Annotated in this window: 21 protein-coding genes; 8 read left to right on the top strand and 13 right to left on the bottom strand. The window is 45.2% G+C overall.

Annotated elements, in window-relative coordinates:
- Positions 1-96: 96 nt before the first annotated feature.
- From AC0VYG_RS20125 to AC0VYG_RS20105, 5 genes are all read right to left on the bottom strand, one after another.
- Positions 97-2,049, bottom strand: coding sequence for a TRAP transporter permease (locus AC0VYG_RS20125; protein ID WP_475429673.1), 1,953 nt, complete (start codon positions 2,047-2,049; stop codon positions 97-99).
- 10 nt (positions 2,050-2,059) lie between these two features.
- Positions 2,060-3,013 (bottom strand): TAXI family TRAP transporter solute-binding subunit, encoded by a 954-nt coding sequence (locus AC0VYG_RS20120; RefSeq protein ID WP_475429672.1) that lies wholly within the window; start codon positions 3,011-3,013, stop codon positions 2,060-2,062.
- A gap of 98 nt (positions 3,014-3,111) precedes the next feature.
- Positions 3,112-4,209 carry an ABC transporter substrate-binding protein gene (locus AC0VYG_RS20115; RefSeq protein ID WP_475429671.1) on the bottom strand — a complete coding sequence of 366 codons (1,098 nt, stop codon included), beginning with the start codon at positions 4,207-4,209 and terminating at the stop codon, positions 3,112-3,114.
- Positions 4,206-5,633: a sensor histidine kinase gene (locus tag AC0VYG_RS20110; RefSeq protein WP_475429670.1), complete on the bottom strand. Its 1,428-nt coding sequence runs from the start codon at positions 5,631-5,633 to the stop codon at positions 4,206-4,208. The genes AC0VYG_RS20115 and AC0VYG_RS20110 overlap by 4 nt, the downstream gene beginning before the upstream one ends.
- Positions 5,626-6,297, bottom strand: a complete 672-nt coding sequence (locus AC0VYG_RS20105; protein WP_475429669.1) for a response regulator — start codon at positions 6,295-6,297, stop codon at positions 5,626-5,628. The genes AC0VYG_RS20110 and AC0VYG_RS20105 overlap by 8 nt, the downstream gene beginning before the upstream one ends.
- Before the next feature lie 251 nt (positions 6,298-6,548).
- Between AC0VYG_RS20105 and AC0VYG_RS20100 the strand changes: the two genes are divergently transcribed.
- Complete coding sequence (locus tag AC0VYG_RS20100; RefSeq protein ID WP_475429668.1) at positions 6,549-8,261, top strand: thiamine pyrophosphate-dependent enzyme; 1,713 nt, start codon at positions 6,549-6,551, stop codon at positions 8,259-8,261.
- 149 nt (positions 8,262-8,410) lie between these two features.
- Here the strand turns inward: AC0VYG_RS20100 and AC0VYG_RS20095 are convergent, their stop codons facing one another.
- From AC0VYG_RS20095 to AC0VYG_RS20080, 4 genes are all read right to left on the bottom strand, one after another.
- Complete coding sequence (locus AC0VYG_RS20095; protein WP_475429667.1) at positions 8,411-8,941, bottom strand: redoxin family protein; 531 nt, start codon at positions 8,939-8,941, stop codon at positions 8,411-8,413.
- 188 nt (positions 8,942-9,129) lie between these two features.
- A complete protein-coding gene (locus AC0VYG_RS20090) occupies positions 9,130-10,905 on the bottom strand; it encodes a glycosyl hydrolase family 28 protein (protein ID WP_475429666.1) in 1,776 nt (591 codons plus the stop codon).
- A 263-nt stretch (positions 10,906-11,168) separates the two neighbouring features.
- On the bottom strand, positions 11,169-12,542 hold the full coding sequence (locus AC0VYG_RS20085; protein WP_475429665.1) for an aminotransferase: 1,374 nt from the start codon (positions 12,540-12,542) through the stop codon (positions 11,169-11,171).
- Positions 12,543-12,766: 224 nt separating this feature from the next.
- Positions 12,767-14,191 (bottom strand): aldehyde dehydrogenase family protein, encoded by a 1,425-nt coding sequence (locus tag AC0VYG_RS20080; protein WP_475429664.1) that lies wholly within the window; start codon positions 14,189-14,191, stop codon positions 12,767-12,769.
- Positions 14,192-14,329: 138 nt separating this feature from the next.
- On the opposite strand from AC0VYG_RS20080, the gene AC0VYG_RS20075 reads away from it, so the two are divergent.
- The gene (locus AC0VYG_RS20075) at positions 14,330-15,178 is read left to right on the top strand and encodes a response regulator transcription factor (RefSeq protein WP_475429663.1); all 849 of its coding nucleotides are present in this window, start codon (positions 14,330-14,332) and stop codon (positions 15,176-15,178) included.
- A 101-nt stretch (positions 15,179-15,279) separates the two neighbouring features.
- Here the strand turns inward: AC0VYG_RS20075 and AC0VYG_RS20070 are convergent, their stop codons facing one another.
- Positions 15,280-16,098 carry a LuxR C-terminal-related transcriptional regulator gene (locus AC0VYG_RS20070; protein ID WP_475429662.1) on the bottom strand — a complete coding sequence of 273 codons (819 nt, stop codon included), beginning with the start codon at positions 16,096-16,098 and terminating at the stop codon, positions 15,280-15,282.
- Between the two features lie 434 nt (positions 16,099-16,532).
- On the opposite strand from AC0VYG_RS20070, the gene AC0VYG_RS20065 reads away from it, so the two are divergent.
- Positions 16,533-17,867, top strand: a complete 1,335-nt coding sequence (locus AC0VYG_RS20065) for a glutamine synthetase family protein (RefSeq protein ID WP_475432560.1) — start codon at positions 16,533-16,535, stop codon at positions 17,865-17,867.
- A gap of 304 nt (positions 17,868-18,171) precedes the next feature.
- Complete coding sequence (locus tag AC0VYG_RS20060) at positions 18,172-18,906, top strand: glutamine amidotransferase-related protein (RefSeq protein WP_475429661.1); 735 nt, start codon at positions 18,172-18,174, stop codon at positions 18,904-18,906.
- 147 nt (positions 18,907-19,053) lie between these two features.
- Here the strand turns inward: AC0VYG_RS20060 and nfsA are convergent, their stop codons facing one another.
- Positions 19,054-19,791 (bottom strand): oxygen-insensitive NADPH nitroreductase, encoded by a 738-nt coding sequence (gene nfsA, locus AC0VYG_RS20055; RefSeq protein ID WP_475429660.1) that lies wholly within the window; start codon positions 19,789-19,791, stop codon positions 19,054-19,056.
- Positions 19,792-20,117: 326 nt separating this feature from the next.
- Here nfsA and AC0VYG_RS20050 point away from each other — a divergent pair, with 326 nt between their 5' ends.
- On the top strand, positions 20,118-20,894 hold the full coding sequence (locus AC0VYG_RS20050) for a ferredoxin--NADP reductase (RefSeq protein ID WP_067019032.1): 777 nt from the start codon (positions 20,118-20,120) through the stop codon (positions 20,892-20,894).
- Between the two features lie 157 nt (positions 20,895-21,051).
- Here the strand turns inward: AC0VYG_RS20050 and AC0VYG_RS20045 are convergent, their stop codons facing one another.
- A complete protein-coding gene (locus tag AC0VYG_RS20045) occupies positions 21,052-21,627 on the bottom strand; it encodes a porin family protein (protein WP_475429659.1) in 576 nt (191 codons plus the stop codon).
- 586 nt (positions 21,628-22,213) lie between these two features.
- Between AC0VYG_RS20045 and yghU the strand changes: the two genes are divergently transcribed.
- On the top strand, positions 22,214-23,074 hold the full coding sequence (gene yghU, locus AC0VYG_RS20040) for a glutathione-dependent disulfide-bond oxidoreductase (protein ID WP_475429658.1): 861 nt from the start codon (positions 22,214-22,216) through the stop codon (positions 23,072-23,074).
- Between the two features lie 86 nt (positions 23,075-23,160).
- Here the strand turns inward: yghU and csiR are convergent, their stop codons facing one another.
- Positions 23,161-23,862 carry a DNA-binding transcriptional regulator CsiR gene (gene csiR / locus AC0VYG_RS20035; RefSeq protein ID WP_199478600.1) on the bottom strand — a complete coding sequence of 234 codons (702 nt, stop codon included), beginning with the start codon at positions 23,860-23,862 and terminating at the stop codon, positions 23,161-23,163.
- A gap of 290 nt (positions 23,863-24,152) precedes the next feature.
- Between csiR and glaH the strand changes: the two genes are divergently transcribed.
- Together glaH and lhgO are read left to right on the top strand one after the other, a co-directional pair.
- Positions 24,153-25,133, top strand: coding sequence for a glutarate dioxygenase GlaH (gene glaH / locus AC0VYG_RS20030; protein WP_475429657.1), 981 nt, complete (start codon positions 24,153-24,155; stop codon positions 25,131-25,133).
- Positions 25,134-25,189: 56 nt separating this feature from the next.
- On the top strand, positions 25,190-26,398 hold the full coding sequence (gene lhgO, locus AC0VYG_RS20025) for an L-2-hydroxyglutarate oxidase (protein ID WP_475429656.1): 1,209 nt from the start codon (positions 25,190-25,192) through the stop codon (positions 26,396-26,398).
- The last annotated feature ends 30 nt before the right edge of the window (positions 26,399-26,428 follow it).

Here is a 26,428-nt window from a genome sequence, read left to right as displayed (position 1 = left end):
AGGCTGCGTTAGAAAGATAAAGAGAGGGCGGATGATCAATATCATCACCCTCTTTTTTTTATGGCTGTTGTTGGGCTTTTTGTCGCAGATGCCAAACTAAGCGGTGGATTTTTCGAGTTGGCTCTCATGTGGATGCGAGCTTTGTCCTTTTGCTGCTTTACATAGCAGTATAACAAACAGCGCTAACCCTAGTAGTCTCGCACCGATGATGTGTGGGGAAAAATCCGTTGCGGCTTGTGGCCATGCAATCAATATGGCTGCGATAACGTACAAACCTCGGATGAACCAACTCAAGTTGTTTTTCAACCAGCCTGAAAAGCCAATGCTCATGGCACTTGTTGCTAACGCGGCGATCACAATGGCGGCAATGATGCTGGAGGTTGAACCAATCAATAGAATGCCTGGCATGGTGACAAACAAGAAAGGAACCAACAGTTTCACAAAGCCCAAACGCATGGACTCAATGGCCGTTTCGGTAGGGTCCGCACCGGAAATGGTGGAGGCGGCATAGGCCGCCAAGGCAACAGGTGGTGTGATGGCAGACACTAACCCATAGTAAAAGATGAACATATGGGCTGATAATGGTGCCATGCCCATTTGTGTCATGGCGGGAGCAACGAGAACCGCTAATAATAGATAAGCGGCGGACGTTGGCAAGCCCATTCCAAGAACAAAAGACGCGCCAGCGGTGAGGAGCAACACGGCCCATAAATGCCCATTCCCTAAAGAGATAATCAATCCAGACAACATTAAGCCCAAGCCTGTTAAGTTTAACACCCCAATGATGACGCCTGCCGATGCCACCGCCGCGACAATCGGTAGGATATTGATCAATGTTTCTTTGCAAGCGGCAATAATATCGACAATATTGATGCGTGTTTCTGCTTTCCAAGGGCTGACGAAAAAGCCTGCTAAAATCCCCATGACAGCGGCTTGTGTGGGGGACTCACCAGAAACCATAAGACCAATGAGCACGACGAGGGGCAATAATAAGTAGCTTTTCTTTTTGAGGGTTCTGAGCAGGAGTTTTAAGCCTGCTTCTGTATCTCTTTCAAGATTTAAACGGCCCGCTTCCAGTCTGACAGCGATCATTAAGGCTAAAACATAAAGAAGCGCAGGAATAAGCGCTGCCAGTGCCACTTCTGAATAGGGGATGCCGATGATTTCTGCCATTAAGAAGGCTGCGGCCCCCATGACGGGAGGCATGATTTGTCCAGCAGACGACGCAGCAGCTTCAATAGCACCAGCGAGTTTTGCGCTGTAACCTACCCGCTTCATTAAGGGAATGGTAAAGGTGCCGGTGGTGACGACGTTTGCCACGGCACTGCCATTTAAGGAGCCTAGTAACGCGCTGGATAACGCGGCAGATAACCCAGGCCCACCTTGGACGCGTCCGGTTAAGCCTCGGGCTAAATCAACAAATACCTCGCCTGTGCCTATTTTGGTTAAAATGGCGCCGAATAAACCGAATAGGAAAATATATTCCACCGCGACACCCATAGGAATGCCATAGATGCCTTCGGTAGAAAGCATTAAGGTCGAGGTGAGTCGACTGATGTCGAAACCGCCATTGCCGTATTTTCCCGGTATTAAGTAGCCATAGTAGGCATAGAACAAGGCAAGGGTCATTAAACCAATCAGTGCCCACCCGACGGCCATTCTGACAAACAGAAAAACAACACAGATAAGGCCAATAAATATCCAAGTATCCTGAGGAATGGCAATGGCACCACGCATGATGATGTCCATATAGTTATGCCATAAATAGGGGCCAGGGATAAGAGCAATCACAGCGAATAAGTAAAAGCCAAGGCGAAGCCAGGTTTGTTGATACTTCAACGCAAAAAAGAGCATTGCTGAGGCGGAGACTAGGGAGAAGAATAACGACCTCAATAGCAATGCCGTAATCCCTCCATAGTAAGCGCCATAGAGCACCAATCCGGCGACCACCACGGCGATAACGCTGAATAGGATGGACAGACACGTTCGCTCTTTGTTGCCAACCGTCTTGGTATCAAACAGTAGATCTTTGAGTGTGGTCTTCGCCATGATGACTCTCCTACTGCTTATTCATTTCATCGAAGTATTTTTTCGCGCCAGGGTGCAGTGGAATGGGCGTATTGGGGGCGGTTTTCAGGGAGATTTTTTTCGCCAATGGATGCACTTTTCTTAGCATATCGAGGTGATCAAAAATGGCTTTGGTAATGTTATAAATTTTCGTTTGATCGGCTTTGCCACTGGTGAACAGAACCGCAGGATCATTGATCATGGTGACGGCTTTTTTCTGGTCTGGGTAGGTGCCAGCAGGTAAAGAGTAAACTTGGTAGAAAGGGTATTTCTTGATCAACGCATCGATACTTTCTTTACTGGCTGATAAGAGTGTCATGTGGCGTTGTGAGTCCAAGTCAATCAATGACGCTGTTGGCGCACCAGCCAAAACGACAGCGGCATCTACTTGGCCATTGATCAAGGCTTTTACTCCTTCTGTATAGGATAAAAAGCGCGGTGTGATGTCTTTAAACACACCATATTCTTTAAATAAGCGCGTGGCTAAAACCGCGGCGTTACTGCCTGGAGGTCCCATGCTGACACGTTTGCCTTTTAGATCTTTAAAATCTTTTACTCCTGTGCCTTGAATGGTGGCGACTTGTAAGACCGCCGGATAAAGGTAGGCGATAGCCGCCACATCCAATTTTCCGCTTTTTTTAAATGGGCCGATGCCCTGTTTGGCTTCGTACAAGGTGGAAGAGGAGGATAACCCCAGCGTCATTTGACCTGCGGCCACACGGTAGTTGTTTTCGATTGATGCCCCCGTGACTTCGGCGCGGGCGGTGGTGTCAGGCATGTATTTATTGATGATTTGGGAAATACCTGCCCCCATGACGTAAAAGAGACCACCGGTTCCACCCGTACCAATAGAGATTCGTTCTGTGGCAAGGGCGGGTGTGGCGATCAGTGTGCTGCAAAGCGCACCAACGATAACGGCTTTGTTAAACCATGCTTTCATAAACATAAGATGCTCCAAGGATCGATATTATTGTTATTGTCCTTAGGGCAGTGTATGACAGAAACCTTTCACGAACCTTTCATGGGGTTGACCGTTTCTTGTCATTATTGAGACGGGGACATGGAGGAGCCTAAAGTCTCATCCCATTCATCGTAGATGAGTTGCTTTTTAGCGGAGTCTGTTTGGATCAACAGTTCAAGGCCTAAAGGAATTGGGCGGAAAATACCATGAGGCAGTTTTTGTAAGGCCTGACGACTATTTTGCCCCGTTATATGACGATCTAAAGGTGTGATACCAGAGGCTTCGAGTAAGCTTTGCCCCTGATGAGACAGTAAAAAATCGATAAAAGATTTGGCGGTTTTGGGGTGTTTTGTCTGTCGGTTGATAAAAGCAGTCCGCATGATAATGCTTGTGTAGTCGGTGGGCATTAAGGTGACAATCCACGGGTATTTTTTGCTCCATTGAAAGGCATAAGAACCAACAAGATTGTAGGCAATAAACAGGTCGCCCTTTAACAAGGCTTCAAGCATGGTGTGCGTGTCGGTATAGAGTTGCGCTTTATGATTGCCAAACGCTTCTAATAAGCGTCCATAGGTGCGCGATTGCTGGCTATCGTATGACCAAGCCAAATAGCCAAGTCCGACTTTTTTAATATTAAAGAGGCCGATTTTGCCGTCTAAAAGATGGCCTTTGTTCCGTATTAAGGTGAGTAATTGTTCGCGGCTGGTGGGCAGCGGGGAACCTGCAAGAATGTCAGTGTTGATGACCATTACAATGGGCTCATAAGTAAAGCCGAAGAGTTCTTGTCGCCATTGTGAATCCATTGGTAGAGACTGAGGCAGTGGTGAGTCGTTGCGTAAAGCGAATCCATCGTTGACCAGTTTAAATTGTAAATCCATGGCAGGACTCATCATAATGTCTGGCCGTTCTTGTGGGGCGTCTAAAAAGGTCTGGTAAAGGGCATTGGTATTCAACTCGGTATATTGAATCTGAGTATGAGGATGTTGCGCTATAAATGCCCTAAAAAGAGGGGCAATTAGGGTGTGATCCAGTGCACCATGAACCGTTAAAAGGACGGTTCGCTTGGCTAAACTTGGGTAGCTATAGGTGTCGGTTGTATTAGAAGGCGAGGGAGTGGACGGGTGCGAGTCAGCTCCAGAGGCCATAAAACAGCAAAACAAAAAAGCTAAGTAATATTTCATTGTTTTGATTCCTCAACGCAAAGGAACACAATCTCAACAATTAACCCTGTCGGTTGATTATCTTTTAGGTGAAAGGTGGCTTTGTGGTGCTCTGCTACCTCTTTGGCAATGGAGAGACCAATCCCCGATCCCGCCGCCACATTATCGGCGCTTCTGTAAAAATACTCGAAGATATGAAGTTTATCCTCATCGCAGACACCAACCCCCTGATCTCGTATTTGCAGCGTTGCTTGGTTGGACCGTGCTTGATTCGTTGATTGAGTCATCAATTCCACTTCCACCGTGCCATGTTCGGGGCTGTATTTAACGGCGTTTTCAATGATGTTGTGCAGCATTTGTTTGAGGGCAAATTCATCCCCCAAAATATTGGTTTTAGCGTCACCTACGTAAGCAATTTCGACGTGTTTTTCTAATGCCCAGACAACAAGTTCGCGGCAAGTGTCTTTGATTAACTCATCCAAGGAGAGGAGCGAGAAGGGGTGGCTTTGAAAGCGGTGTGTTAGGGTGGCTCTGTTTAACAATTGATTGACGGTTTGAGTCAGCAATTGGCTGCTTTCTAATATGTTTTCCAGTTGTTGTTTTCTAAGGGCTGAATCTTTTTCATCTAGGGCATTTTGGGCTTGTGAGATGAGCCCAGCAAGCGGCGTTCTAATCTGATGGGCGGACTCGGCCGTGAAGCGTTCTAAACGCTGTAAGGTGTTATCGAGCTGGGCCATAAAGTAATTAATACTACCGACTAGTGGCGCAATTTCGCTTGGCACATGGATATCTAATGCCGACAGATCCAAAGAAGAGCGTTCGGTTATCGCTTGCTTGATGGATTGGAGAGGGCGCAACACTTGCCAAATCACAAACAGTAATAACAACATGGTGATAATGAAAAAGACACTGACAAATTGCAGGGCGATTTGGTTGAACTCTTTAGCGGCTTTTGCGCGGGCTTCCATGGTTTGTCCCACGATCACAAATACGGTTTTACTCTTGTCCGCCTCCAGTAATCGTTTGCTTAAAATAATAAAACGCACCCGCTCACCACGGTAGTTTGATTCATAATAAAGGGGTTTTATTGGTTTATTCTGTTGCGATTCTCTGATGAGTTGGGGAAAGGGAATATCCGGTAAATCTTTATAACCTGTCAAAACCTGGTACTGAGTATTCATAATGGAATAGAAGGCTCGGTCGGAGCTGGATAACGACAGGGTCTCAAAGGCCGATATGGGTAAGTCGATGATGACTTTGCCATTAACTAAGGTGATGTTCTCCGCCATTTGCAATGCCGCGCCGTAAAGTAGCCGGTCATAGGATATTTTCGTGGTGCGGTTGGCATAAATGTGTGCTCCCCAGAGCGCGAGGCTACTGATGAAGAGTAAGACGATGAAGGTCATGACTAATAATTGCCGACGCAATGATCGAGTTTTACTCATGCCTTTTTTCCAGTAGGTAACCTAATCCCCTAATAGTACGAATCTTAAAGTCGCTATCATGGAGCGATTTACGAAGACGGGCGACGTAGATTTCGATAACGCTGGTGTTAGGGTGATCGTCAAAATTGTAGAGATGTTCGATCAATGCTTCTTTGCTGAGCACTTTACCCGTGTGCGTCATAAAGACTTCCAGTAAACGAAACTCTCGCTGTTTGATATCAATAGGCGTGCTATTCACTGTGACTTTACAGGCGTCCAGATCAAGCGAGACGTTGCCATATTCAATGGTATTGAGGGTTTGTCCGTGACTTCGACGCAGTAAGGCTCGGCAACGTGCTTCTAATTCGCCAAAATCAAAGGGCTTAGTCAGGTAATCGTCGGCCCCCAAATCGAGCAGAGTAATTCTGTCTTCCACTTGGTTACGAGCCGTGAGAATGATGACGGGGGTATGAGCATGTTTTTTTCTGAGGCTTGCCAGGATGCGATTGCCCGTTGTATCTGGCAAGTTTAGGTCTAATAACAATAAGTCGTATTGTTGTAAATCCAGCATTTGTTGGGCGGTTTTACCGGTTGCGGCGAGATCAATGCCGTGGCCCATTCGACTCATTCTTTGGCAAATGGCTTCACCGAGAATTTTATCGTCTTCTACTACTAAAATTCGCATGATTCATCACTTTTTATTTACCCTTCATAAGGCTTTGTTTTTATATTTTTCGTCGTTACTTAGCGTATCTTAAGATAAAAAATACCCTAATACCTATACATTCAGATAAAAACCGCTTCGCTCGTCTGTTGATCACCTCTTACTTTTTGCCTATTTGAAGATATGTAGATAATGTCAACTTTAGGATGCAGACTGGAGGTGAATAGCCCATTATAAAAAGCATCTATCATGACCGTAAGGAGTAAGTAGAGATGAGCAAGTCTGTTTCCGATATCATTGTTGATACCCTAAGCGAGGCGGGTGCTAAGCGCTGTTATGGCATTGTTGGCGATACCATTAACCACTTTACTGACGTTCTCAGTCGGTCTGATATTGATTGGGTGCATGTGCGCCACGAAGAAGTAGGAGCCATGGCCGCTGGTGGCGAAGCTTATATGACGGGGCAGTTAGCATTGTGCGCAGGAACATGCGGTCCAGGCAGCTTGCACTTCATTAATGGTATTTTCGAAAGCCATCGTAACGGCTCGCCCATGGTGTTGATTGCTTCTCAGGTGGATCGCCGACAAGAGGGTCTGAACTTTCCTCAAGAAGTGGATCAAAAAGCCCTTTATGATCAATGCTCTGTGTTTTGTGAACGCATTTCTCATCCAGACCAAGCGCGTCGCATTACGGTTCAAGCGGCGCAAGCGGCACTGACAAAAAACGGGGTAGCGGTGATTGTCGTCAATGGCGATATGTTCCAAGAAAAAGTGACTAATGATGTCAATTGGCGGGTACATACCGCTAAACCAACCATTTGTCCTAACCCTTCTGAAATCGCTGAATTAGCTACCATGGTTAACAATGCTGAACGGGTTACCTTGTACGCTGGCATTGGCGCAAAACATGCCTGCGAAGAATTGATTGAGTTGGCGGAGTTATTAAAAGCCCCCATTGTTCACAGTTCTCGCTCGAAAGAATTTATTGAGCCTAACAACCCTTATCAAGTAGGAATGACGGGAATTTTAGGCAACCGTGCGGGGATGGAGGCGGTCATGGATTGTGATTTGCTAATCTGCCTTGGCACCGATTTCGCTTATAGCCAGTTTTATCCAGAGAAAGCGAAGATTGTTCAGATTGATATTGATGCCAGACATTTAGGTAAACGTAGCCCCATTGATCTTGGTTTAGTGGGGGACGTTGCAGATTCTCTCCAAGCTGTGCTACCAAAACTTACGCCGAAAAACGATCAAGCCCATTTAGACAAAGCGTTAACGCAATGGAAAAAAGACAAAGCGGAGTACGTGCAAGAGGCGGAATCTGGACAATCATTGATCCATCCACAAACCGTCGCTCATACTTTGGATAAACTGGCAGCGGACGACGCCATTTTCACGGCTGATGGTGGTTCGCCTATGGTGTGGTTATTACGCCATTTAACTGCGACGGGGAAACGCCGTTTTTTAACCAGTCTGCTCCACGGCACCATGGCCAATGCTTACCCTCAAGCGTTGGGGATTGCTAACGCCTATCCAGATCGCCAAGTGATCGCCATGTGTGGTGATGGGGGAATGAGTATGCTAATGGGGGATTTATTAACACTGGTTCAAGAAAATATTCCCGTTAAATTACTGATTTTTAACAATGAATCCCTTGGCTTTGTTGAAATGGAGCAACGTGTTGAAGGTTTGTTGGATGCCTTTACTGGTTTGAAAAATCCTGACTTTTCAAACCTAGCTCAAACGCTAGGTTTAGAAGGGTTCCGAGTGGATAAAACCGATCAGTTGGAAGAAGCCATGCAACAGTGGTTAGCCACCGATAAACCTGCTCTATTGGATGTCAGAGTCAGCCGAATGGAGTTGGTGATGCCGCCAAAGATTGAAGCGTCTCAGGTCATGTCGACGGCCATGTTTGGCATTAAAGCCGTTCTAAATGGTCGCACGGATGAAGTGGTCTCGTTGATACGTGATAACTTTGTTCGTTAGGGGGTATGATTTTCGACTATAGAAAACGCTAAAAAAGAAGCCAGTTATCAAGGATAACTGGCTTCTTTTTGTGATATGTCACTTACTATTTTAGTAGTCGTTTAATGCAATAAGTGATTTTTAGCCCATTTGCCTGAATGGCTCTCGGCTTAACGAGATTTTAGATAGTCCAACATGGTGTCTGCATCAGAGACTTCAAATGGGTCATTTGGTGCGTCGTCTTGGAAACCATCTTCAGCAAACAGTTTTTTGATTTCGCCGTTTTCTACGTACATAGAATAGCGCCAGCTGCGCATGCCAAACCCTAAGTTATCTTTTTTGACCAACATACCCATTTGGCGGGTAAAGTCAGCATTACCATCAGGTAGCAAGAAAACATGGTTAGCGTTTTGGCTTTTACCCCATTGGAACATAACGAAGGCATCGTTGACGGAAATACAAACGATTTGATCGATGCCTTGTTTTTGAAACTCTTCGTGTAGCTCTTCATAGCGTGGTAGATGTGAATTAGAGCAAGTTGGTGTGAAGGCGCCAGGCAAAGAGAAAACCACAACCTTTTTGTTTTTAAACAACTCGTCTGACGTTAGGTCTTTCCATTCGAAAGGGTTTGGTCCACCTAGCTCTTCATTACGAACGCGTGTTTTGAAAACGACATTTGGTACGGTGGCGATATTTTGCATAACAGTTTCCCCTCTTGTTAATAATCGAGACTCAATATAACGGCTCTGTTTTTACATGACAACGTAATAGGACAATCAATGTAAGGCTTTGATTTTTATTGCAAGGTATTTGGGCTTTTGCTTTTCATTGGCTGGCTTGCTTGAATGAGTAGAGATAGGGCGAGCCGGCGACCTATCTCTATCAATGTTTAACGTGCGACGTTGTTAGCATCAACACCATCAATGGTGACGCCCGACACATTATGGACGTTCCAGAATGTACTGCCTTTTTTAAGATTGCTAAAGGTGACATTATCGAAGTGGCTATCTCGTAGATCTTGAATATCGGTTGGCATGATATTGTTCAAGCGGACATCATTGAAGTTGATGTTTTTATGGTAAGACGAATGAGTAAAGCCTGTCACAATTTGAATGGAGGGCTTTTTCCCTGCGATGCCGTCCACGGACACATGGCTAATGCTAAAGTCAGAGAACTGTGCGGGGGTAGTGGCAGGCTCATACTGGGTGACTTCGTTTGGGTCGCCATACTGGAGCGTTAGTACCACGGCTTGATCCGCTAAGTCCTCCATCGCCGTATTACGAAAAATCACATCAGAGGCACCGCCGCCTATGGCATCGCTGCTTTTGGCTCGCAGGCCTATGTCGGTTTTCACCATGACATTATTTTCCGCCACAATATGCTTGATACCAGAGCCTGTCCGGCTGCCTAAGACAACGCCACCATGGGCGTGATAGATAAAGTTATTAAACAGCCAAGCCCCGTTTACGCCTTGTTCGAACGCGGCTTTAGCGCCAGCTCCTGCGGCAAAGTTAATAGCGTCGTCTCCCACATCGAAGTAGCTGTTCAACACTAAGGTGTTTGTGCCTCGGCTGATATCGATGCCATCCCCATTATTGACGTCGTAGGTTTCCACTTTAATGCTGTTATAAGTCGCATTTTTATTGCTACTGCTGACAATGGCATGATTCGATGGGTTTCGAAATGTGACTCCTTCCACATAGAGGTTAGTGACTTTTCTAAGGTAAACGAGATTAGAGCGCATACTGCCATAGGCTTTGTGTGCAGACATACCGTCTTTGATGCCTTTTTCGACTTGCGATTTAGCCAATAGACCGTATTGAGAATACAGTTTATTACTGCCATGTAAGTAGTGTGGTTGAGCGTGCTGTAAATAGTTTTGGTAATGATCGGTTGATTGTTTCCAACCATCGCCATCAATAATGCCGCTGCCGACAATGCGTACATTGGTGAATTTTTTACTGTCGGTAGCAGGAGATTGCACTACATTGATCAAAGCGGAAGGGGTTTTATTGATCATAGGGTAGTCATCGGCATGGCTGGAGCCGAGTAACTTGGCGCCTTTTGCGAGATGGAGCGTCATGTTGCTTTTTAAGTAAATCGCCCCTGTGACAAAGGTGCCAGCTGGGACAGTGAGTTCACAGTGTGCTGGGCAGCTGGCAATGGCCTGTTGAATGGCGTGTGTGTTGTCGGTTTTGCCATCCCCTTTTGCTCCAAAGGAAGCGATGTTGCGTTGGATAGGGCGCGGGGTGGTTCTCAGTGTTAATACCGGACTGGTGTTAAGTATCTGGCCGTTTTTATCTAGTGCTTGGACCTGAAATTGATAGCTTTTATCAGGAGATAAGTCGCTAATTTTAGCGCTTTGCCAAACGATTTTCTGGGTGAAGTGATTTGGGTTGTTCGTGTAAAAGTGATCAATAAACGGCTTGGCAGCTGAGTAAATGTTGTGGTTTTTCGCCGACCCGATAACATGACTGTTTTCTAAAATCTGATAAGCCTGAATGTCGCTAATATTGTCCGGTGGTGTCCAAGTCAATAGGAGGCTATGGTCGTCGGCACTGGCGGCAGGGGATTGTAAGTGAAGACTCTCTGCGGCTTGGGCCACACCCGCTAGAAGGGCCAGAAGGGCTGGGCCTATTCTCATAAAAGATATGATGTATTTCATGGTCACTTAGTTATCATCCATTAGAGTGCTTGAGTTAGTTTATTATGATCGCACGAGTCATCGCGTCCTATAGTGAAATTTTTTATACTTGTTAATGGCGTTGACGTTTTTATGGCAGATTTACTGTTTCTAAACATACGGCAGGCATCACCGCTAGATGATGTGAGGCGAGGGGAGTTTAGGGAGAGAATGGCTGTAAAGCGTGACTAGAAATAGGATAAGGGCGAGTCGTTGCCGCTCGCCCTTTTTCGCTTCAGTTATTCTTATAGCGCATATTGCTTTGCGGTGTAGTCAAGCGCCCTGAACATCCGCTCAATAATGGTGTCAACGTCTTGTTTGCTACAGACGATTGGTGGCGCACACACCATGGCATCTCCGACGGCGCGAACCAGTAAGCCTTCTTTAATAGCTTGATTTCGGCAAACGATACTGGCGGCTGCGTTGGGGGCTAAGCGTTCCTTTGAGTCTTTGTGTTTGACTAACTCTAAGGCGGCGACCATGTTTTTGGCGCGCGCTTCGCCGACGATCGGGTGCGCTTCTAGGGATTTCCAGCGCTGCTCGAAATATGGACCGACATCTTTCGCCATGTTTTCAATGGTGTGTTGGCTTCGCAGAATATCCAAGGTGGCGAGCCCGGCCGCACAGGCAACGGGATGGCCAGAATAGGTCATGCCATGGGCAAAATCTCCCTTACCCTGGGCAAGAACTTCCGCAATTTTGTCCGATACCATCACACCACCGAGGGGTTGGAAGCCATTGGTGACGGCTTTGGCAAACGTCATCAGGTCCGGCTTAAAGCCATAGGTCTGGCAACCAAACCAGCTACCTGTACGGCCAAAGCCGCAAATGACTTCATCACTGATCAATAAAATGTCATGTTCGTTACAAATGCGCTGAATTTCTGGCCAGTAAGAGTCTGGTGGGATAATCACGCCACCAGCCCCTTGAATAGGCTCAGCGATAAAAGCTGCGACCTTGTCTTCGCCAAGTTCTTCGATTTTCTTCTCTAGCTCACGGGCGGCTTGCAGACCGAACTCTTCTGGTGTCAGATCACCACCTTCACCGAAATAGTAGGGTTGTTGGATGTGGTGTACATAATCAATTCCGGTGTATTGATCGTGCATGAAGGTCATGCCCGATAGGCTAGAAGCGGCCACTGTGCTTCCATGATAGGCGTTGTTACGGGCGATAAAGTGCTTTTTCTCTGGTTTGCCAAGAATCTGATAATAGCGATGGACGATTTTAATATTGGTATCGTTTGCTTCTGATCCAGAGTTGGTAAAAAACACATGGTTTAAATGGTCGGGAGTGACTTGCGCCATGGCCTCTGCCATTTTCACTGCCGTGTCATTAGAGCACTGGAAGAAGTTGTTGTAGAAAGGCAACACTTGCAGCTGCTCATGAATGGCTTCAACAATTTTGGGTTGGCTGTAGCCAAGGTTACAACACCATAGACCCGACATGCCATCAAGCACTTTACTGCCTTCTGAATCATAAAAATAAATATGCTCACCACGGGTAACGATGCGGCCACCGCTTTTTTGATACGCTCCCACATCGGTAAAGGGATGTAGATGGTGGGCCTGGTCTAAGGCGCGCAGAGCCTCTGTTGTTGGCTGTAGAGGTTTGTTGCTCATGGATATTCTCCTATGACAATAAGATTCGTTTGCTTAGGAGTGTTCTCCTTTTTTATGGCAAACAGGTGAAATGCAATAACGCTCCTATGAAGGTGTCATTGTCGTTTATGATATCTATAAAAGGAATCGGTTGGGATTACCCTTTTAGGTAGGGAATGGCAACGCACTCACCGGAATGGTGAGTGCGAGTATATATGCCTATAGTAATAGTGGTTTTCCAAGGTTTATTGGTAACCAACAATGCCTTTGATTTCTAGGAAATCGTGGAAGCCAAACTCGCCCCATTCGCGCCCATTACCGGATTGTTTGTAGCCGCCAAATGGTGCGCGTGGATCGAAATCGTTACGGTTGAGGTAGACGGTACCAGCGCGCATTTTTCTCGCCACAGACCGGGCCCGTTCTAAACTGCCTGATTCAATGTAAGCGGCCAATCCATAAGGTGTATCGTTGGCGATTTGGATGGCTTCTTCTTCGCTGCTATAGGGAATGATACAGAGTACCGGACCGAAGACTTCTTCTTGGGCAATGGTCGAATCGTTACGCACATTAGCGAACGCGGTAGGGCGAATAAAGTACCCTTTATCTAAACCGTCAGGGCGACCAGTACCGCCGACAATCAACTCGTTACCTGCATCAATGGCGCTTTGAATCATGCCATTGACTTTGTCAAATTGCAGTGCGTTGGATAGGGGGCCGATGTCGGTATCTTCTGATAATGGATCTCCGACTTGAGTATTCAACGCTGTGTCTTTGACGAATTGAACTGCCTGATCGTGAAGGGAGGCAGGAACCAGCATGCGTGTTGGGGCGTTGCATGATTGCCCAACGTTACGAAAACAGTGCGTAGCCCCCCAACGAACCGCACCCTCGAAATCGGCATCGTCTAGGATCACAAAGGGGGATTTACCGCCTAATTCCAGCGACACACGTTTGATATTATCTGCCGCCGCTTTAGAGACTTGTACCCCCGCACGGGTTGAGCCCGTTAAGGAAACCATATCAATATCCGGGTGGCTGCTAATGGCGGAGCCGACCTCAGGCCCATCCCCATACACCATATTAAATACACCAGCTGGGACGCCCGCTTCATGGAGAATTTCCGCGAATAATTGAGCTGAAAGAGGCGTCATTTCGCTTGGTTTTAGCACGATAGTACAGCCACAGGCTAAAGCGGGTGCAACTTTACAGGCAATCTGGTTCATCGGCCAATTCCACGGAGTGATAAAGCCACATACCCCAATTGGCTCTTTTACTATATGGCTATCGCCCAGTTCATTTTCAAAGGAGAAGTCCGCTAATACATCCCGAGCAGTGATAAAATGCAACATGCCAATGGGGGATTGTGCTGAACGGCTCATGGAAATGGCCGCGCCCATTTCTGCTGTAATGGCTTGAGCCATGTCTTCGAGGCGAGTTTTATAGACTTCAATGATACGGTCTAAAACGGCTAAGCGTTCTTCTCGGCTTGTTTGTGACCAAGAGGCAAAGGCGTTGCGCGAGGCCATGACGGCTTGATCGACATCGCTTTTGTTTCCCAAACTGACTTGCGCAATGACCTCTTGCGTTGTGGGATTAATCACTTCTTTAATAGACGTGCTGTCGGATGGCACCCAAGTACCATTGATATAGAATTTGTTATAGTGTTTCATGGTGTCTCTTCCTTCACGTAGCGTGTCTATTGATTGTAGTGACCTTGTTAGGTAGAAAACATACCTCCTATGGGGGAGGCGTTTTGGCAATGGATTTGCTTATTGTTTTGTATTCATATAATAAGAGCAACTGGAACTATGTCTTTTTTAGCCCTTTTTAGTCAGCACTCAGCGCGCTTATCCTCCTATTTGGGGACCGAGGCATTTTTGCCTGAAATGGTTTCTATGTTTAAAGCGCTGGTGGATGTCGACAATATCACCATTTTAGCTTATCCATCAAAAACCATGCCTCGAGTGGAATACAATGAACTCCCCAACGGCCTTATGCAGACCTCGATTGATAAGTTTTTGAACGGTACTTTTTTGCTTGACCCTTATTATATGGCCGCAACAAAAGCCCAAAAACAAGGTTTTTTTGCTTTGTCTGAGCTTTCCCCTGAGGGGTTTAAGATGAGTGAGTATTACCACGCTTACTATAAAAACAGTGGTTTAAAGGATGAGTGTGGCTATCTTATTTGGGTAGGCAATGATGATGCGTTTATCAACATTTCGCTAAGCCGAATGGATCAAAAAGCCGTCTTTGATACCGAAACCTTAACTCTGCTCAACGATATTTGTCCGATGGTTGATTGGCTAATGAAACAGCATTGGACGAAAGAAACACACAGTCCTCCTTCGTTTAACTTGCGACAGCGTTTAGAGGTTGCCTTGGATGGCTTTGGGACGAGTTTGTTAACCGATAGAGAAAGCCAAACCGTGGGGATGATTCTGCATGGTTACTCCAATAAAGCCATTTCAGAGCGTCTTCATATCTCTGTTGAAACCGTTAAGTTACACCGTAAAAATGCTTACGCTAAACTGGATGTAACGACGGCTGGCGAGTTATTTAATCTGTTTCTAGATTCGGTCATGAGTATCCAAGACGATATGGAAGGCGATCCATTGAGTTATTATATGAACGCCAAAACCGTCGTTCAGACGTCATGATGGTCAGTATTGAGTTCCGTCCAGCAGCGAGATTCGACCTGTCCCTTAGAATCGGTTAGTAGGGGACGCTGTAGACGAAGCACAAGATACTGGTCTTTCTTTTAGGCCCTAAGGGGCTTTAAGCCTTCTAAGTGTTGTAAAAATAAGGTGAAAATATCCGCCTGATTGTTCGTGTTGAGACGACTGTGGATATTTTTACGGTGAACCTTAATCGTCCCGACACTAATACCAAGTTGGTCTGCAATAGACTTTGAGGAGTGCCCTTTTAGCAGTAGACCAAGTACTTCTTGTTCTCTATCCGTTAAGGCGCCTTTAGCAAAAGTGGTCAGTGCCTGCTTAAGAGGGCTATTTTTCCTGACGTTATCCACATAGGTTTGAGACTGTGCCAGCCAAAACTGCTGAACCAATGATTCAATCATGGGAAAAACCATTTTTAAGTTATTCAACTCACTGCGTAATATGGAGCCAACGGTTTTTTTGCGGCCTAAGGTAATAGCAAATGTGGTTGAGCGATTCAGACTAATTAGAATGTTTATTTCATCGACTAAATCAAATGCTTGATAGCATTGCTGATAGTAACGAGTTTGCTCAAAAGAATCCGGCGCCAAATCGGCTAATCGATGAATCCCCGATGACACGCCTTGTTGTATGGCATTAAAAAGTGGGTCTAATAAATAGAAGTTGTTAAGGTAAGCGTGAAGGGTTGGGCTTTCTTCTGGCGTAATCTTTGGATGGATAAGTATGGGTTTAAAGGTTTTTTTATAAGTGATGAGATTAATATCGTCAAAATAACATAAGCCACTTAAAAAGCTTTCTAAGACACAAGGAAAACTGTGAATTCGCAAATGACTGGTGAGGACGGCTAAGTCTTTCATCAAGTCTGATGGGGAAGTGTGACCGTTCTTGTAAGCTTGTGACATACCCATTCCTCGTCTGATTTTCATCGTTTTTTGGTAGAAGTATACTTATCGTCGCTCCCCTGACAGGCGTTTTATTATAGAGCACACCTACTCTGTGCGTCTTTTTTTGGTGCTTTCACATCGACCTCTTTTATTTTTCAATCCATCACCTATTTTTCTTAGCAAAGCTTGGGCCAAGCATAATGTTTTATGTTGAAAATCATTCCAAACAATAGACGAGGTTTTTTTGCTCCTAAAAAAGGCGCACAAAAGAAGAGAGATATCATTGATTTTGATAGGAAACTAATCGACATCTTTTGCCCTTCTGGTTGGGACTTTTTGTCGATGTCGAAATAAAGCGTTATTCATATACCCACTAGGGGATAGTTACTCTTGATAATTGTTGAGAGTAAGGTGCTTTATAGCGGTATATAATCCAAAAGAGAGTAATGTATATGTTAGTAAATGATGAGAAGCCAACCGAGTTTGATGTGTTTATAACGGACTTTAATGGCAACTTACGTGGCAAACGGTTCCCTGCGAATAGTATGGAAGAAATTATGCACGAAGGGATGAAGTTGCCTTTATCTGTTGTGGCGCTGGATAATTGGGGGAATGACGTTCTCAAAAATGGTTTAGTGTTCGAAACAGGCGACAGCGATGGTCTCTGTCTCCCCGTGCAAAATAAAGCCGTGCCAGTACCTTGGGCAGAACAACCTCGTAAGCAGATACTTGCCATGATCCATAAACCAGATGGTTCGCCTTGTCACTTGGATCCTCGTCAGATTCTGAAAAACATTATTGATCGCTATAAAAAACTGGGTCTAACGCCTGTTGTCGCAACGGAGCTTGAGTTCTATCTTTTAGATCGCGAGTCGGAAACGGCGCAGCGTCCCATTCCTCCTATCGTACGCAACGGTAATGGTCGTCGTTTACAAGAAACGGATTGTTATTCAGTGAAGGAGATGGATGGCTTAGCGGTTTTCTTCGCGGACGTGCGAGAGGCCTGTAATCAACAAAATATTCCAGCAGACACCATTATTTCTGAGTTAGGCCCCGGACAGTTTGAAATTAACATGGTGCACACAGATGATGCGTTACTTGCTGCAGATCATGCCAGTATGTTTAAACGCCTGATTAGCGGCGTGTCCAGAAAACATGGCATGGCGTCGACCTTCATGGCAAAACCCTACCCGAACGAAAGTGGTAATGGTATGCATGTGCATTTTAGTGTGATCGATGAAGAGGGGAAAAATGTCTTTGATAACGGCACAGATGAAGGTTCCGCTTTATTAAAGCAAGCGGTTGCTGGATTACTGAACCATATGGCTGACAGTATGTTGGTGTTTGCCCCTCACCTGAACTCTTATCGTCGTTTCCAAGCGGGTTCGTATACGCCAACCTTCGCTGGTTGGGGGTACGGTAATCGTACGGTGGCGGTACGTATACCAGAAAGCCCTAACGCTGCCCGACGCATAGAGCATCGCGTGTCGGGAGCGGATGCAAACCCTTATTTGGTGTTGGCAGCCGTGTTGGGTGCGGCTCTAAATGGTATTGAAAATAAGATGTCGCCACCGAAGCCGATAGAAGGTAATGCCTACACGTTAGTGGATTTGTATGAAAGCCTGCCGAGCCGCTGGGACGATGCGACAGAATTCTTTAAAGACAGCCAATTTCTAAACGATTATCTAGGCGAAGCCTTTGTTAATGCTTTTTCGGCAGCGAAAGAACAGGAGCAGAATCGTTTGTTTGGGCAAATCTCAGACATTGAATACAAGTCTTATTTATAGGCGCTGTCACAAAAATCATAAACAACGTGGCATGATTAAAGAGTCTTGGGCCAATGGGATAAACACTGGCTCAGGGCTTATGTCTTATCAACCGCATGGTTACAAACCAATTTTGCCGAGTATTTCGGCATTGTCCATACCGACTTACCGATGATTTTTCCAATGTTCGATTGGGGATCCCGCCTGAGGAAAATGTCTTAGCGACTCTGATGATTGTCGTGGTGGCACTATCTGTGCTTATTGCTTTATATGCTATGCGTCGTCAAAAGCGTGTTGTGGGATAAATTGACTAGAGGAGTCGTTAATGAAAATTGGAATTTTAGCGGCAGGGACTACGCCAGAGCACTTGAGTTCAGAGTTCTCTACCTATGCGGATATGTTTATTCAAGCATTGGAGGTCTTGCATCCTGAGGTGTCCTTTGAAGCCTATGATGTGTATGACGATGAATTCCCTGAAAGTCATACTGCTTGTGATAGTTGGTTAATTACTGGGTCAAAATCGGCCGTGTATGAAAACACATCTTGGATGCAAGGTTTACAGGCCTTTATACGCACCATAAATGAGCACAAACAGTCTTTAGTGGGGATTTGTTTTGGCCATCAAATTATCGCGCAAGCGTTAGGAGGCGTGGTAGATCGCTACCAAGGCGGCTGGGGGGTTGGTATCCACCGATACGAAGTAACCGATCAAACCGCTCAGGTACAGTTGGGTAAAAAAAACTTTGCCGTGTGTGCCTTCCATCAAGATCAAGTATTGGAAAAGCCGTCACAGGCAAAGGTGTTTGCTCGGTCTGACTTTTGTGAATTCGCTGGGCTTTTGTATGAAAGTCATATTCTTACCGTGCAAGGTCACCCTGAGTTTTCCCGTAAGTTCGAAGGCTGCTTGCTGGATATGTACGATAAAAGGTTAGCACCAGACATATTGAGCCAAGCAAGGGACAGCCTCTACAGCGAAGATCTGCAATCGAGTCAGATTTTGACTTGGATCGGAGCGTTTTTGACACAAGCTCGCGCCTTTGAGGAAACATTACCCCACTGACAAAGTTGTATCCTGTTTAGAGAAATCAATTGGCTATAGCCATAGAAACGGCAGAGCGCACTAAGTCGTCTTTGGGGACTGCCGTTTGTAATTACCTATGGATAGGGTGATGAATAGAGGGTTTTTTCGCTCTATTCCCTAGTTTGTTTAGCGTTTTAAAAAGCCGCGTTCTTGTAAAAACGACAGCATATGCTCACGTTTTTTCGTTTGCACCGCCGCTGCGGTTTGTTCGGACCAGTTGCTGTTTTTCTGGCTACCGCTGCGACTTTGATAGTAGGATTCCATTTGCGCATCGTAGGCTTTGACATCGGCTTCGCAACGAGTGCTATCGTAGCTGTCTTTGTGGAGAATAACTTCCACTGGTAAACGGGGTTTGAGGTCGGGCTCTGCATCCGGCCAGCCAAGGCACAAACCAAAGACTGGGTATACTTGGTCTGGCAGATTCAGTAGTTTGGCTATTTGGTCGGTATCGTTACGAATGCCGCCAATGAATACAGCGCCTAAGCCTTCTGATTCGGCACCAAGCATTAAGTTTTGGGCAAATAAAGCGGCGTCCACGGTGGACGTGATAAAATGTTCGGTATTGCCTTCTAGTGCCCCAAAGCCTTGTTCAATACAAGCGTACTCCACACGGCTTAAGTCGGCGCAGATGATCAAAAATTCAGCGGCAGATTCGATCCATTTTTGACCGCCAGCTAACGTCGCAATGGTTTGGCGGTTTGTTTTATTGGTGACTTGTACTAAAGAATAGGCTTGAATAAAGCTAGATGACGCTGCCCCTTGAGCACACTGGATCAGCCGATGCAGTTGCGACTCATCGATGGGTTTGTCGGTGTACTGACGGATTGAGCGATGGGATGACTGAGCTTCAAGAATTGGATTCATAAAATATCGAGACTCTTTTAGTGAATTGAATGGCATCGATGTTAGTCAGTTCGCTACCCTAGGTCAAAGTCGCTTGTGGTTTATACGAATTATTCCTATTTAGTAACGTATTCCCTGTGCATTTTGATGACATACTGGAATAATAAGCCATGGGCTTATATGTACTGAGCATATTAACGATATCTAAATAATCAATTTAACAATGATTAGTTTGTCTTATAGTATGCGTTTCCATCCTTGCCATGCTTGTTTTTGATAAAACGCATTTTTACGGACAAAAGTGAATTGGTCCGTCTTTTTTGTTTACGAATTTTACTGAGGTACCCATGAGTGCATTTGAAACTGAACGCGTGTTAAGTGTTCACCATTGGAATGAGAGTTTATTTAGCTTTAAGACAACGCGAAGTGCAAGCTTGAGATTTGAGAATGGCCAGTTTGTGATGATTGGCTTAGAAACGGATACTCGTCCTTTGGTTCGAGCTTATAGTATTGCCAGCCCAAACTATGAAGAGCATTTAGAGTTTTTCAGTATCAAGGTGCCAAATGGTCCTTTAACCTCTCGCTTGCAGCACTTAAAAGTGGGAGATGATGTCTTAGTCAGCCGCAAGCCAACCGGTACGCTGGTGACTCGTGATCTCCATCCTGGCAAGCACTTATATTTGCTATCTACAGGCACCGGACTTGCGCCATTTTTAAGTCTTATCCAAGATTTTGAAGCCTATGAGCAATACGAAAAAATTATTCTTGTTCACGGTGTGCGTCATGTCAGTGAATTGGCTTACGCGGACTTCATTGAAAAAGAGCTGCCAGAGAATGAGTTTTTTGGTGAGCAGGTACGCGAAAAGCTAATTTATTACCCAACCGTTACCCGTGAACCCTTCCGCAATCAAGGCCGCTTGACCGATTTGATTCGCAGTGGAAAACTGGCTGAAGACATTGGTTTGCCACAAATTAATCCTGAAGTGGATAGAGCGATGATTTGTGGTAGCCCTGCCATGTTGAAAGATACCGCAGAATTATTGGATGAACTTGGTCTAAAAGAGTCACCAAAAATTGGTGTGCCAGGGGATTATGTTATCGAGCGAGCATTTGTTGAACGATAAGCGCAATTCATCTATCCATTGAAAAGCCATAAACAAGAAAAGCCCCGACTGGATGATAGTCGGGGCTTTTTTTTCATTGAAAGCATGGTCGATCCAAGGCGTGTTGTATGCGATGGAAGGACGATAAATCACATCCGTTTAACGTCAATTGCTGAGCTTAGAAACGATACTCAGCACCGACTGTGGCTTGTTTAAAGTCAGTATTGGTTTTGCCTGTGCCATTTTTTGTGATGTCTTTAGCGTCTTGATCGACATCATACCAAGTGTACTGGGCATTCAGCAGGAAGTTATCGGTTACTTTAAAGCCTACGCCGGCACCGGCGAATACGCCTTTGTCATCATTGCTATTATTACCAACAGCGGTTTTGTAATCGGTTCTGTACCAAAGTTGTCCCCCTTTGGCAAAGAGCTCTAGACGGTCTCCCACTGGTAAGATGGCTTTTAGCGCCGCTGTATAACCATCGGTACTGGCGCTTGCCAGACGATTACCATAGTCGCCAAAGTCAATATAACTACCTTCCAATGCAAGATAGGGGTTTAAGCGGTAACCAAGTACACCTTCTTTGACGTCGTTATGATCATCAAAACTGTCTTGCCCATCAATTTTTACATAGCCATAGTTGCCGCCAACATAGAAGCCGTGATCATTAGTCATTGTATTGTCTGCTTGAGCCACTGCACTGAAAGAAATGACAGCGGCCGTGCTTGCTAGAACAGGAAAGATCTTTTTCATCTTGAACTCCTCAGTAACATTGATTTTGCTAAAAATAGCGAATTAAAAAACAGAGAAAATGACGTAATCGCTGTGCCTATTAGTAATAATCGGTGTCGAAAAAAATTCTAGCTTTTCGCGGCTTAATACATGTTTGATCCTTCTTTATTGAAGTAATCTGTGTTTATTAAGCCTTTCTTTATACTGTACGGGAGGAATAACCTTTTTATGTATATGGTTTTAAATGCTGATTGACAATAAACCACATATAAAACATATAGTTATGGTCGTTTTCTATTTTGATTCTAAATGATTTAATATTGATCATAATGTAAGGAAAAAGTGGTATTTAGTGCCTTGTTTTTTGAGAGTTTTAATGAATTATTTGAGAGTTAAATGGGAATAGGAACGGACAAAAGAAGCCCTTAAGACGGATCAGCTTTGATACAGAGGAGAAAAGTGAGCTTGATTAGAACTTGTTAGTTTCTTGCAATTTCTAGGGTTGAAGAAACGCCAAAATACCGCATCATGTAAAGATATTCACTGACAAACTTTTACGCATAGTAGAGCTGTTGGTTTTGCAGATAACAGTTTTTAAGGAGAGGTTATGAGTTCTGATAGCAAGTCGAATCAAGAGTACGTTCCACCCAAAGTATGGAAATGGGATACAGAAAGTGGCGGTAAATTTGCCAGTATCAATCGACCTATCGCTGGTTCCACCCATGATAAGAAACTGCCCATTGGTAAGCACCCTTTGCAAGTCTATTCTCTCGCAACACCGAATGGGCAAAAAGTCACTATTATGCTCGAAGAATTGCTGGCACTGGGTAAAACACAAGCAGAATACGATGCTTATTTAATCAATATCGGAGAAGGGGATCAGTTCTCTTCAGGGTTTGTTGAGATCAATCCGAACTCGAAAATTCCGGCTTTAATGGATCACAGTACAACGCCTCCAACCCGTGTTTTTGAGTCTGGGTCGATTTTGCAGTATTTGGCTGAAAAGTTTGATGCACTGATCCCAACAGATCATGGAGCGAAAACCGAATGTCGTAACTGGCTATTCTGGCAAATGGGATCGGCACCGTATTTGGGAGGCGGCTTTGGCCACTTCTACGCTTACGCGCCGACCAAAATGCAGTACCCGATTGACCGCTTTACTATGGAGACCAAGCGTCAGTTAGATGTATTGGATAAACAGCTAGCAAACAATACCTATATGGCAGGGGAGGAATATTCCATTGCGGACATCGCGATTTGGCCTTGGTATGGCAACTTGGTACTCGGTAACTTGTATGATGCAGCGGAATTTCTAGATGTATCTAGCTACAAAAACGTTTTACGTTGGGCAAAAGCGGTGGAACAGCGTCCAGCGGTTCAGCGTGGGCGGATTGTTAACCGTACCTCCGGCGATGCGTATTTAGAAGAACGTCATTCAGCGGCGGATTTTGACGGTGTTTTAAAATAAACAAGATCGTTCGAAAGGATAATGAAAAAGGCAGTGATGTGCTCCCATTGCTGCCTTTTTTGTTGCCCACAATTATCACCATGGGGTTAGTCAAAAGGGTGATCAATGACGGCGGTGGCTTGAAGGGTCAAACTTGGGCTGCGTATGTGGTTTCGAATAAGGTCTTTAGCGGTTTTTACGTCTCGCTTGAGTAGAGCGTCCATCAAGGCTTCGTGTTCTTTTTTATTGGCGTCAAAGACTGCCACATCAACCATGTTCTTTTTTAGCCAAAGGTTACGATAGCGGGACGCTTTTTCATACAAGCTGTCTCGTACCTGCAGTAGCGCGGGAGACTGGCATCCTTCGGCAATGGCAGAATGAAAGTCGTGATGGTACTGCTCCCAACGATGCGGCTCTTTTTCCAGTAAGTCATTGTGGATTTTCATCTTGTGGGCGCACGCGACGATATTGGCCTCCCATTCATCATCACCCCGTTCTATGGCAAGCTCAACACACAATGCTTCTATTTCTGAGCGAGTTTCATAGATATCAATCAATTCCGCTTTGGAGATCGGGTGCACTCGAAATCCACGCTGATTTTCGACGACGACGAGTTGTTTTACCAGTAATTGCGACAATGCTTCGCGCAATGGCCCGACACCAACCTGATAGCGCTCTTTCAAGCGACTCATTCGCAGCTTTTCACCCGGCTGGAAATAGCCCGTTAAAATATCGTTGGTGAGCTTCCCCAATACCTGAGAGGCAAAATTGTCTTTACTGTCAACTTCTTCAATGGGGGGTTGCTTCATCTCTATCGCACTCGCTTGCGTGGTGGCTCTTAAGTCCCCGTTACAACAGGAATCGTTCTGCATTCTAAGGGAAAGCTCTGAAATAGTTAAGGAAGGATTCTTTAAAAAGGTTGACGCCGATCCATAAAATCGACATTATTATAAAATGTCGACATTTTATAATAATGTCGATTTTTATCTTGGAAAGATTAGAATTTCCGTAGCAATCGATAGTGCTCAGCCAAACCGATCTTCTTGGTGTCGATTGTTACCTCAGAGAATTCGTAGAACAAAAATAATAGGAGAGACAAATGCAAGTTCAAAGCAAAGCAAAAAACGCGACAGAGAAGCAAACATCAACCCATGCTGGTAATGCATTTCAAGGGTTTTCCGTCATGGATTATCCCACAAGTAAGCGGCTAAAAGTGGTGACACTGCATGCCGAGACCATGGCGGCCTTTATAGCAGCGGTAGAGGAATGGTCTTTGCAAAATATTGAATACAAGCCTTTTTTACGTTTTGAAGTGGCAGATCGCTTGGATGCCATTACCGATTACACTTTAGGGGCATTTCTAAATGCAACCGTGCGAGATCGAGCGACGGGGGCTTTTCTCCTTAACTACAATGATGAAGCGATTAATGAAACAGGCGAATTACGCACCGAGCTTGATATTAAGTTGTCCACGGCGGTGTCTCACATCATTGGGTTGTCTAATTATGATGCCATGTATGGCCAGTATTACGCGCGTTTTACGGTTCGCCATGTTGATAACTCCGATAGTTACTTGCGCAAAGCGTATCGTCGTATGGAATTGCATAATGATGGCACATACGTCAATGAACGTACGGATTATGTGCTGATGCAAAAACTGAAAGAAGAAAATATGCAGGGCGGTAATTCGTTAATGTTGCACTTGGACGATTGGGCAGAGTTGGATAAGTTTTATCATCATCCACTCGCGAAAAAAGACATCGTTTGGGGGGCACCAAAATCGAAAAATGTGGAAACGAAAGTTGAGCACCCTGTTTTCTTCGAAGAAGATGCCAATGGCAAGCCATTAATGCTATATATTGACCAGTTTGCGGAACCTAGTAACAAAGAAGAGGGCAAGTACTTATATGAGATGGGGGAATCTTTAGAAGCAGACCCGAACTATCTGTCTGTTCCTATGCCCGTTGGAACGATGATGGTATTGCATAACCATTTCTGGTTACATGGTCGTGATCGGTTTATTCCTCATCCAGAACTGTGTCGTGAATTACTGCGTCAGCGTGGTCACTTTACGGAGTAAGCGGGACGTTTGAGACTGCCATCAACGAGATACAAGAGTAATAAATAGGGATCAAGATGGTTTACGATTATATTGTTATTGGTGGTGGCATTGTCGGCGTGTCCACTGCGTGGCAGCTGCAACAGCGCCACCCTGAAAAAAAGATCTTGTTGCTTGAAAAAGAGTCTGTGTTTTCCAAGCATCAAACAGGACATAACAGCGGTGTTATCCACGCTGGGGTTTATTATGCGCCTGGTAGCTTAAAAGCGAAATTTTGTAAGGCGGGGGTCAAAGCGACCATGGCGTTTTGTGATAAACACAATGTGCCTTATGAGCAATGTGGTAAATTGCTGGTGGCAACCACCGAGTTAGAAGTCGAGCGAATGCAGGCGTTATTTAAACGTTGCCAGGAAAATGAGCTGGATGTCGAAATGCTGAGCGCTGAGCAGCTAAAAGAGCGCGAGCCAAATGTGGTGGGGTTGGGGGGCTTCTTTGTCAAAGACACTGCTATTGTGAACTATCAGCAAGTGACCACTAAAATGGCAGAAGAGTTTGTTGAGTTAGGTGGTCAAGCCCTGTTGAATCATGAAGTGGTAGGTTTAAAAGAGTCCCCTGATAAGGTCGTTGTAAACGCCGCACATTATGGTGCGTTTAAGACTTTTGAAGGTCGTTTTTTGATTACTTGCTCTGGTTTGATGGCAGATAGAACCACAAGAATGCTGGGTATTCCTACCGATTTTCAAATTATCCCTTTCCGTGGCGAGTACTACAAGTTGCCTGAGAAATATAACAATATCGTCAACCACCTAATTTATCCCATTCCCGATCCAGATTTACCATTCTTAGGTGTGCATTTAACGCGCATGATTGATGGTAGTGTGACGGTTGGACCCAACGCGGTGCAAGGTTGGAAGCGAGAAGGGTATGGCCGTATTAATATGTCTCTTCGAGATATTGGCGATATGGTTCGTTTCCCTGGCTTTTGGCGGGTGTTGAAAAAAAACTTGAAGACAGGCATGATCGAAACCAAAAACTCTCTTTGGAAACCTGGTTATCTCAAGCTCGTACAAAAGTACTGCCCACAATTAGAGCTATCGGATTTACGGCCTTATCCTGCAGGTATTCGTGCGCAAGCGGTGCTAAAAGACGGCACCTTAGTGCATGATTTTTTATTTGCTGAGAGTCCTCGTAGTTTGCATGTGTGCAACGCTCCGTCCCCAGCGGCCACATCGGCCATTCCTATTGGCCAATATATTTGTGATAAGGTTCAGGGAAGGTGTGAATAAGGAATGTTGGTAGCTTTCTAGGCACACCGT

Source organism: Marinomonas sp. 63XJN7_7_ISO-PGPR-S23-202 (assembly GCF_056173505.1).
This window is presented reverse-complemented; position numbering and strand designations above follow the sequence as displayed.

Excerpts from the sequence above, each read along its gene's own strand:
- AC0VYG_RS20100 (WP_475429668.1), top strand. The coding sequence starts at position 6,549 with ATGAGCAAGTCTGTTTCCGATATCATTGTTGATACCCTAAGCGAGGCG.
- AC0VYG_RS20065 (WP_475432560.1), top strand. The coding sequence starts at position 16,533 with ATGTTAGTAAATGATGAGAAGCCAACCGAGTTTGATGTGTTTATAACG.
- yghU (WP_475429658.1), top strand. The coding sequence starts at position 22,214 with ATGAGTTCTGATAGCAAGTCGAATCAAGAGTACGTTCCACCCAAAGTA.
- AC0VYG_RS20110 (WP_475429670.1), bottom strand. The coding sequence starts at position 5,633 with ATGAGTAAAACTCGATCATTGCGTCGGCAATTATTAGTCATGACCTTC.
- AC0VYG_RS20090 (WP_475429666.1), bottom strand. The coding sequence starts at position 10,905 with ATGAAATACATCATATCTTTTATGAGAATAGGCCCAGCCCTTCTGGCC.
- AC0VYG_RS20045 (WP_475429659.1), bottom strand. The coding sequence starts at position 21,627 with ATGAAAAAGATCTTTCCTGTTCTAGCAAGCACGGCCGCTGTCATTTCT.
- AC0VYG_RS20070 (WP_475429662.1), bottom strand. The coding sequence starts at position 16,098 with ATGTCACAAGCTTACAAGAACGGTCACACTTCCCCATCAGACTTGATG.
- AC0VYG_RS20125 (WP_475429673.1), bottom strand. The coding sequence starts at position 2,049 with ATGGCGAAGACCACACTCAAAGATCTACTGTTTGATACCAAGACGGTT.
- AC0VYG_RS20050 (WP_067019032.1), top strand. The coding sequence starts at position 20,118 with ATGAGTGCATTTGAAACTGAACGCGTGTTAAGTGTTCACCATTGGAAT.
- AC0VYG_RS20105 (WP_475429669.1), bottom strand. The coding sequence starts at position 6,297 with ATGCGAATTTTAGTAGTAGAAGACGATAAAATTCTCGGTGAAGCCATT.
- AC0VYG_RS20095 (WP_475429667.1), bottom strand. The coding sequence starts at position 8,941 with ATGCAAAATATCGCCACCGTACCAAATGTCGTTTTCAAAACACGCGTT.
- AC0VYG_RS20080 (WP_475429664.1), bottom strand. The coding sequence starts at position 14,191 with ATGAAACACTATAACAAATTCTATATCAATGGTACTTGGGTGCCATCC.
- AC0VYG_RS20060 (WP_475429661.1), top strand. The coding sequence starts at position 18,172 with ATGAAAATTGGAATTTTAGCGGCAGGGACTACGCCAGAGCACTTGAGT.
- lhgO (WP_475429656.1), top strand. The coding sequence starts at position 25,190 with ATGGTTTACGATTATATTGTTATTGGTGGTGGCATTGTCGGCGTGTCC.
- AC0VYG_RS20085 (WP_475429665.1), bottom strand. The coding sequence starts at position 12,542 with ATGAGCAACAAACCTCTACAGCCAACAACAGAGGCTCTGCGCGCCTTA.
- nfsA (WP_475429660.1), bottom strand. The coding sequence starts at position 19,791 with ATGAATCCAATTCTTGAAGCTCAGTCATCCCATCGCTCAATCCGTCAG.
- glaH (WP_475429657.1), top strand. The coding sequence starts at position 24,153 with ATGCAAGTTCAAAGCAAAGCAAAAAACGCGACAGAGAAGCAAACATCA.
- AC0VYG_RS20075 (WP_475429663.1), top strand. The coding sequence starts at position 14,330 with ATGTCTTTTTTAGCCCTTTTTAGTCAGCACTCAGCGCGCTTATCCTCC.
- AC0VYG_RS20115 (WP_475429671.1), bottom strand. The coding sequence starts at position 4,209 with ATGAAATATTACTTAGCTTTTTTGTTTTGCTGTTTTATGGCCTCTGGA.
- csiR (WP_199478600.1), bottom strand. The coding sequence starts at position 23,862 with ATGAAGCAACCCCCCATTGAAGAAGTTGACAGTAAAGACAATTTTGCC.
- AC0VYG_RS20120 (WP_475429672.1), bottom strand. The coding sequence starts at position 3,013 with ATGTTTATGAAAGCATGGTTTAACAAAGCCGTTATCGTTGGTGCGCTT.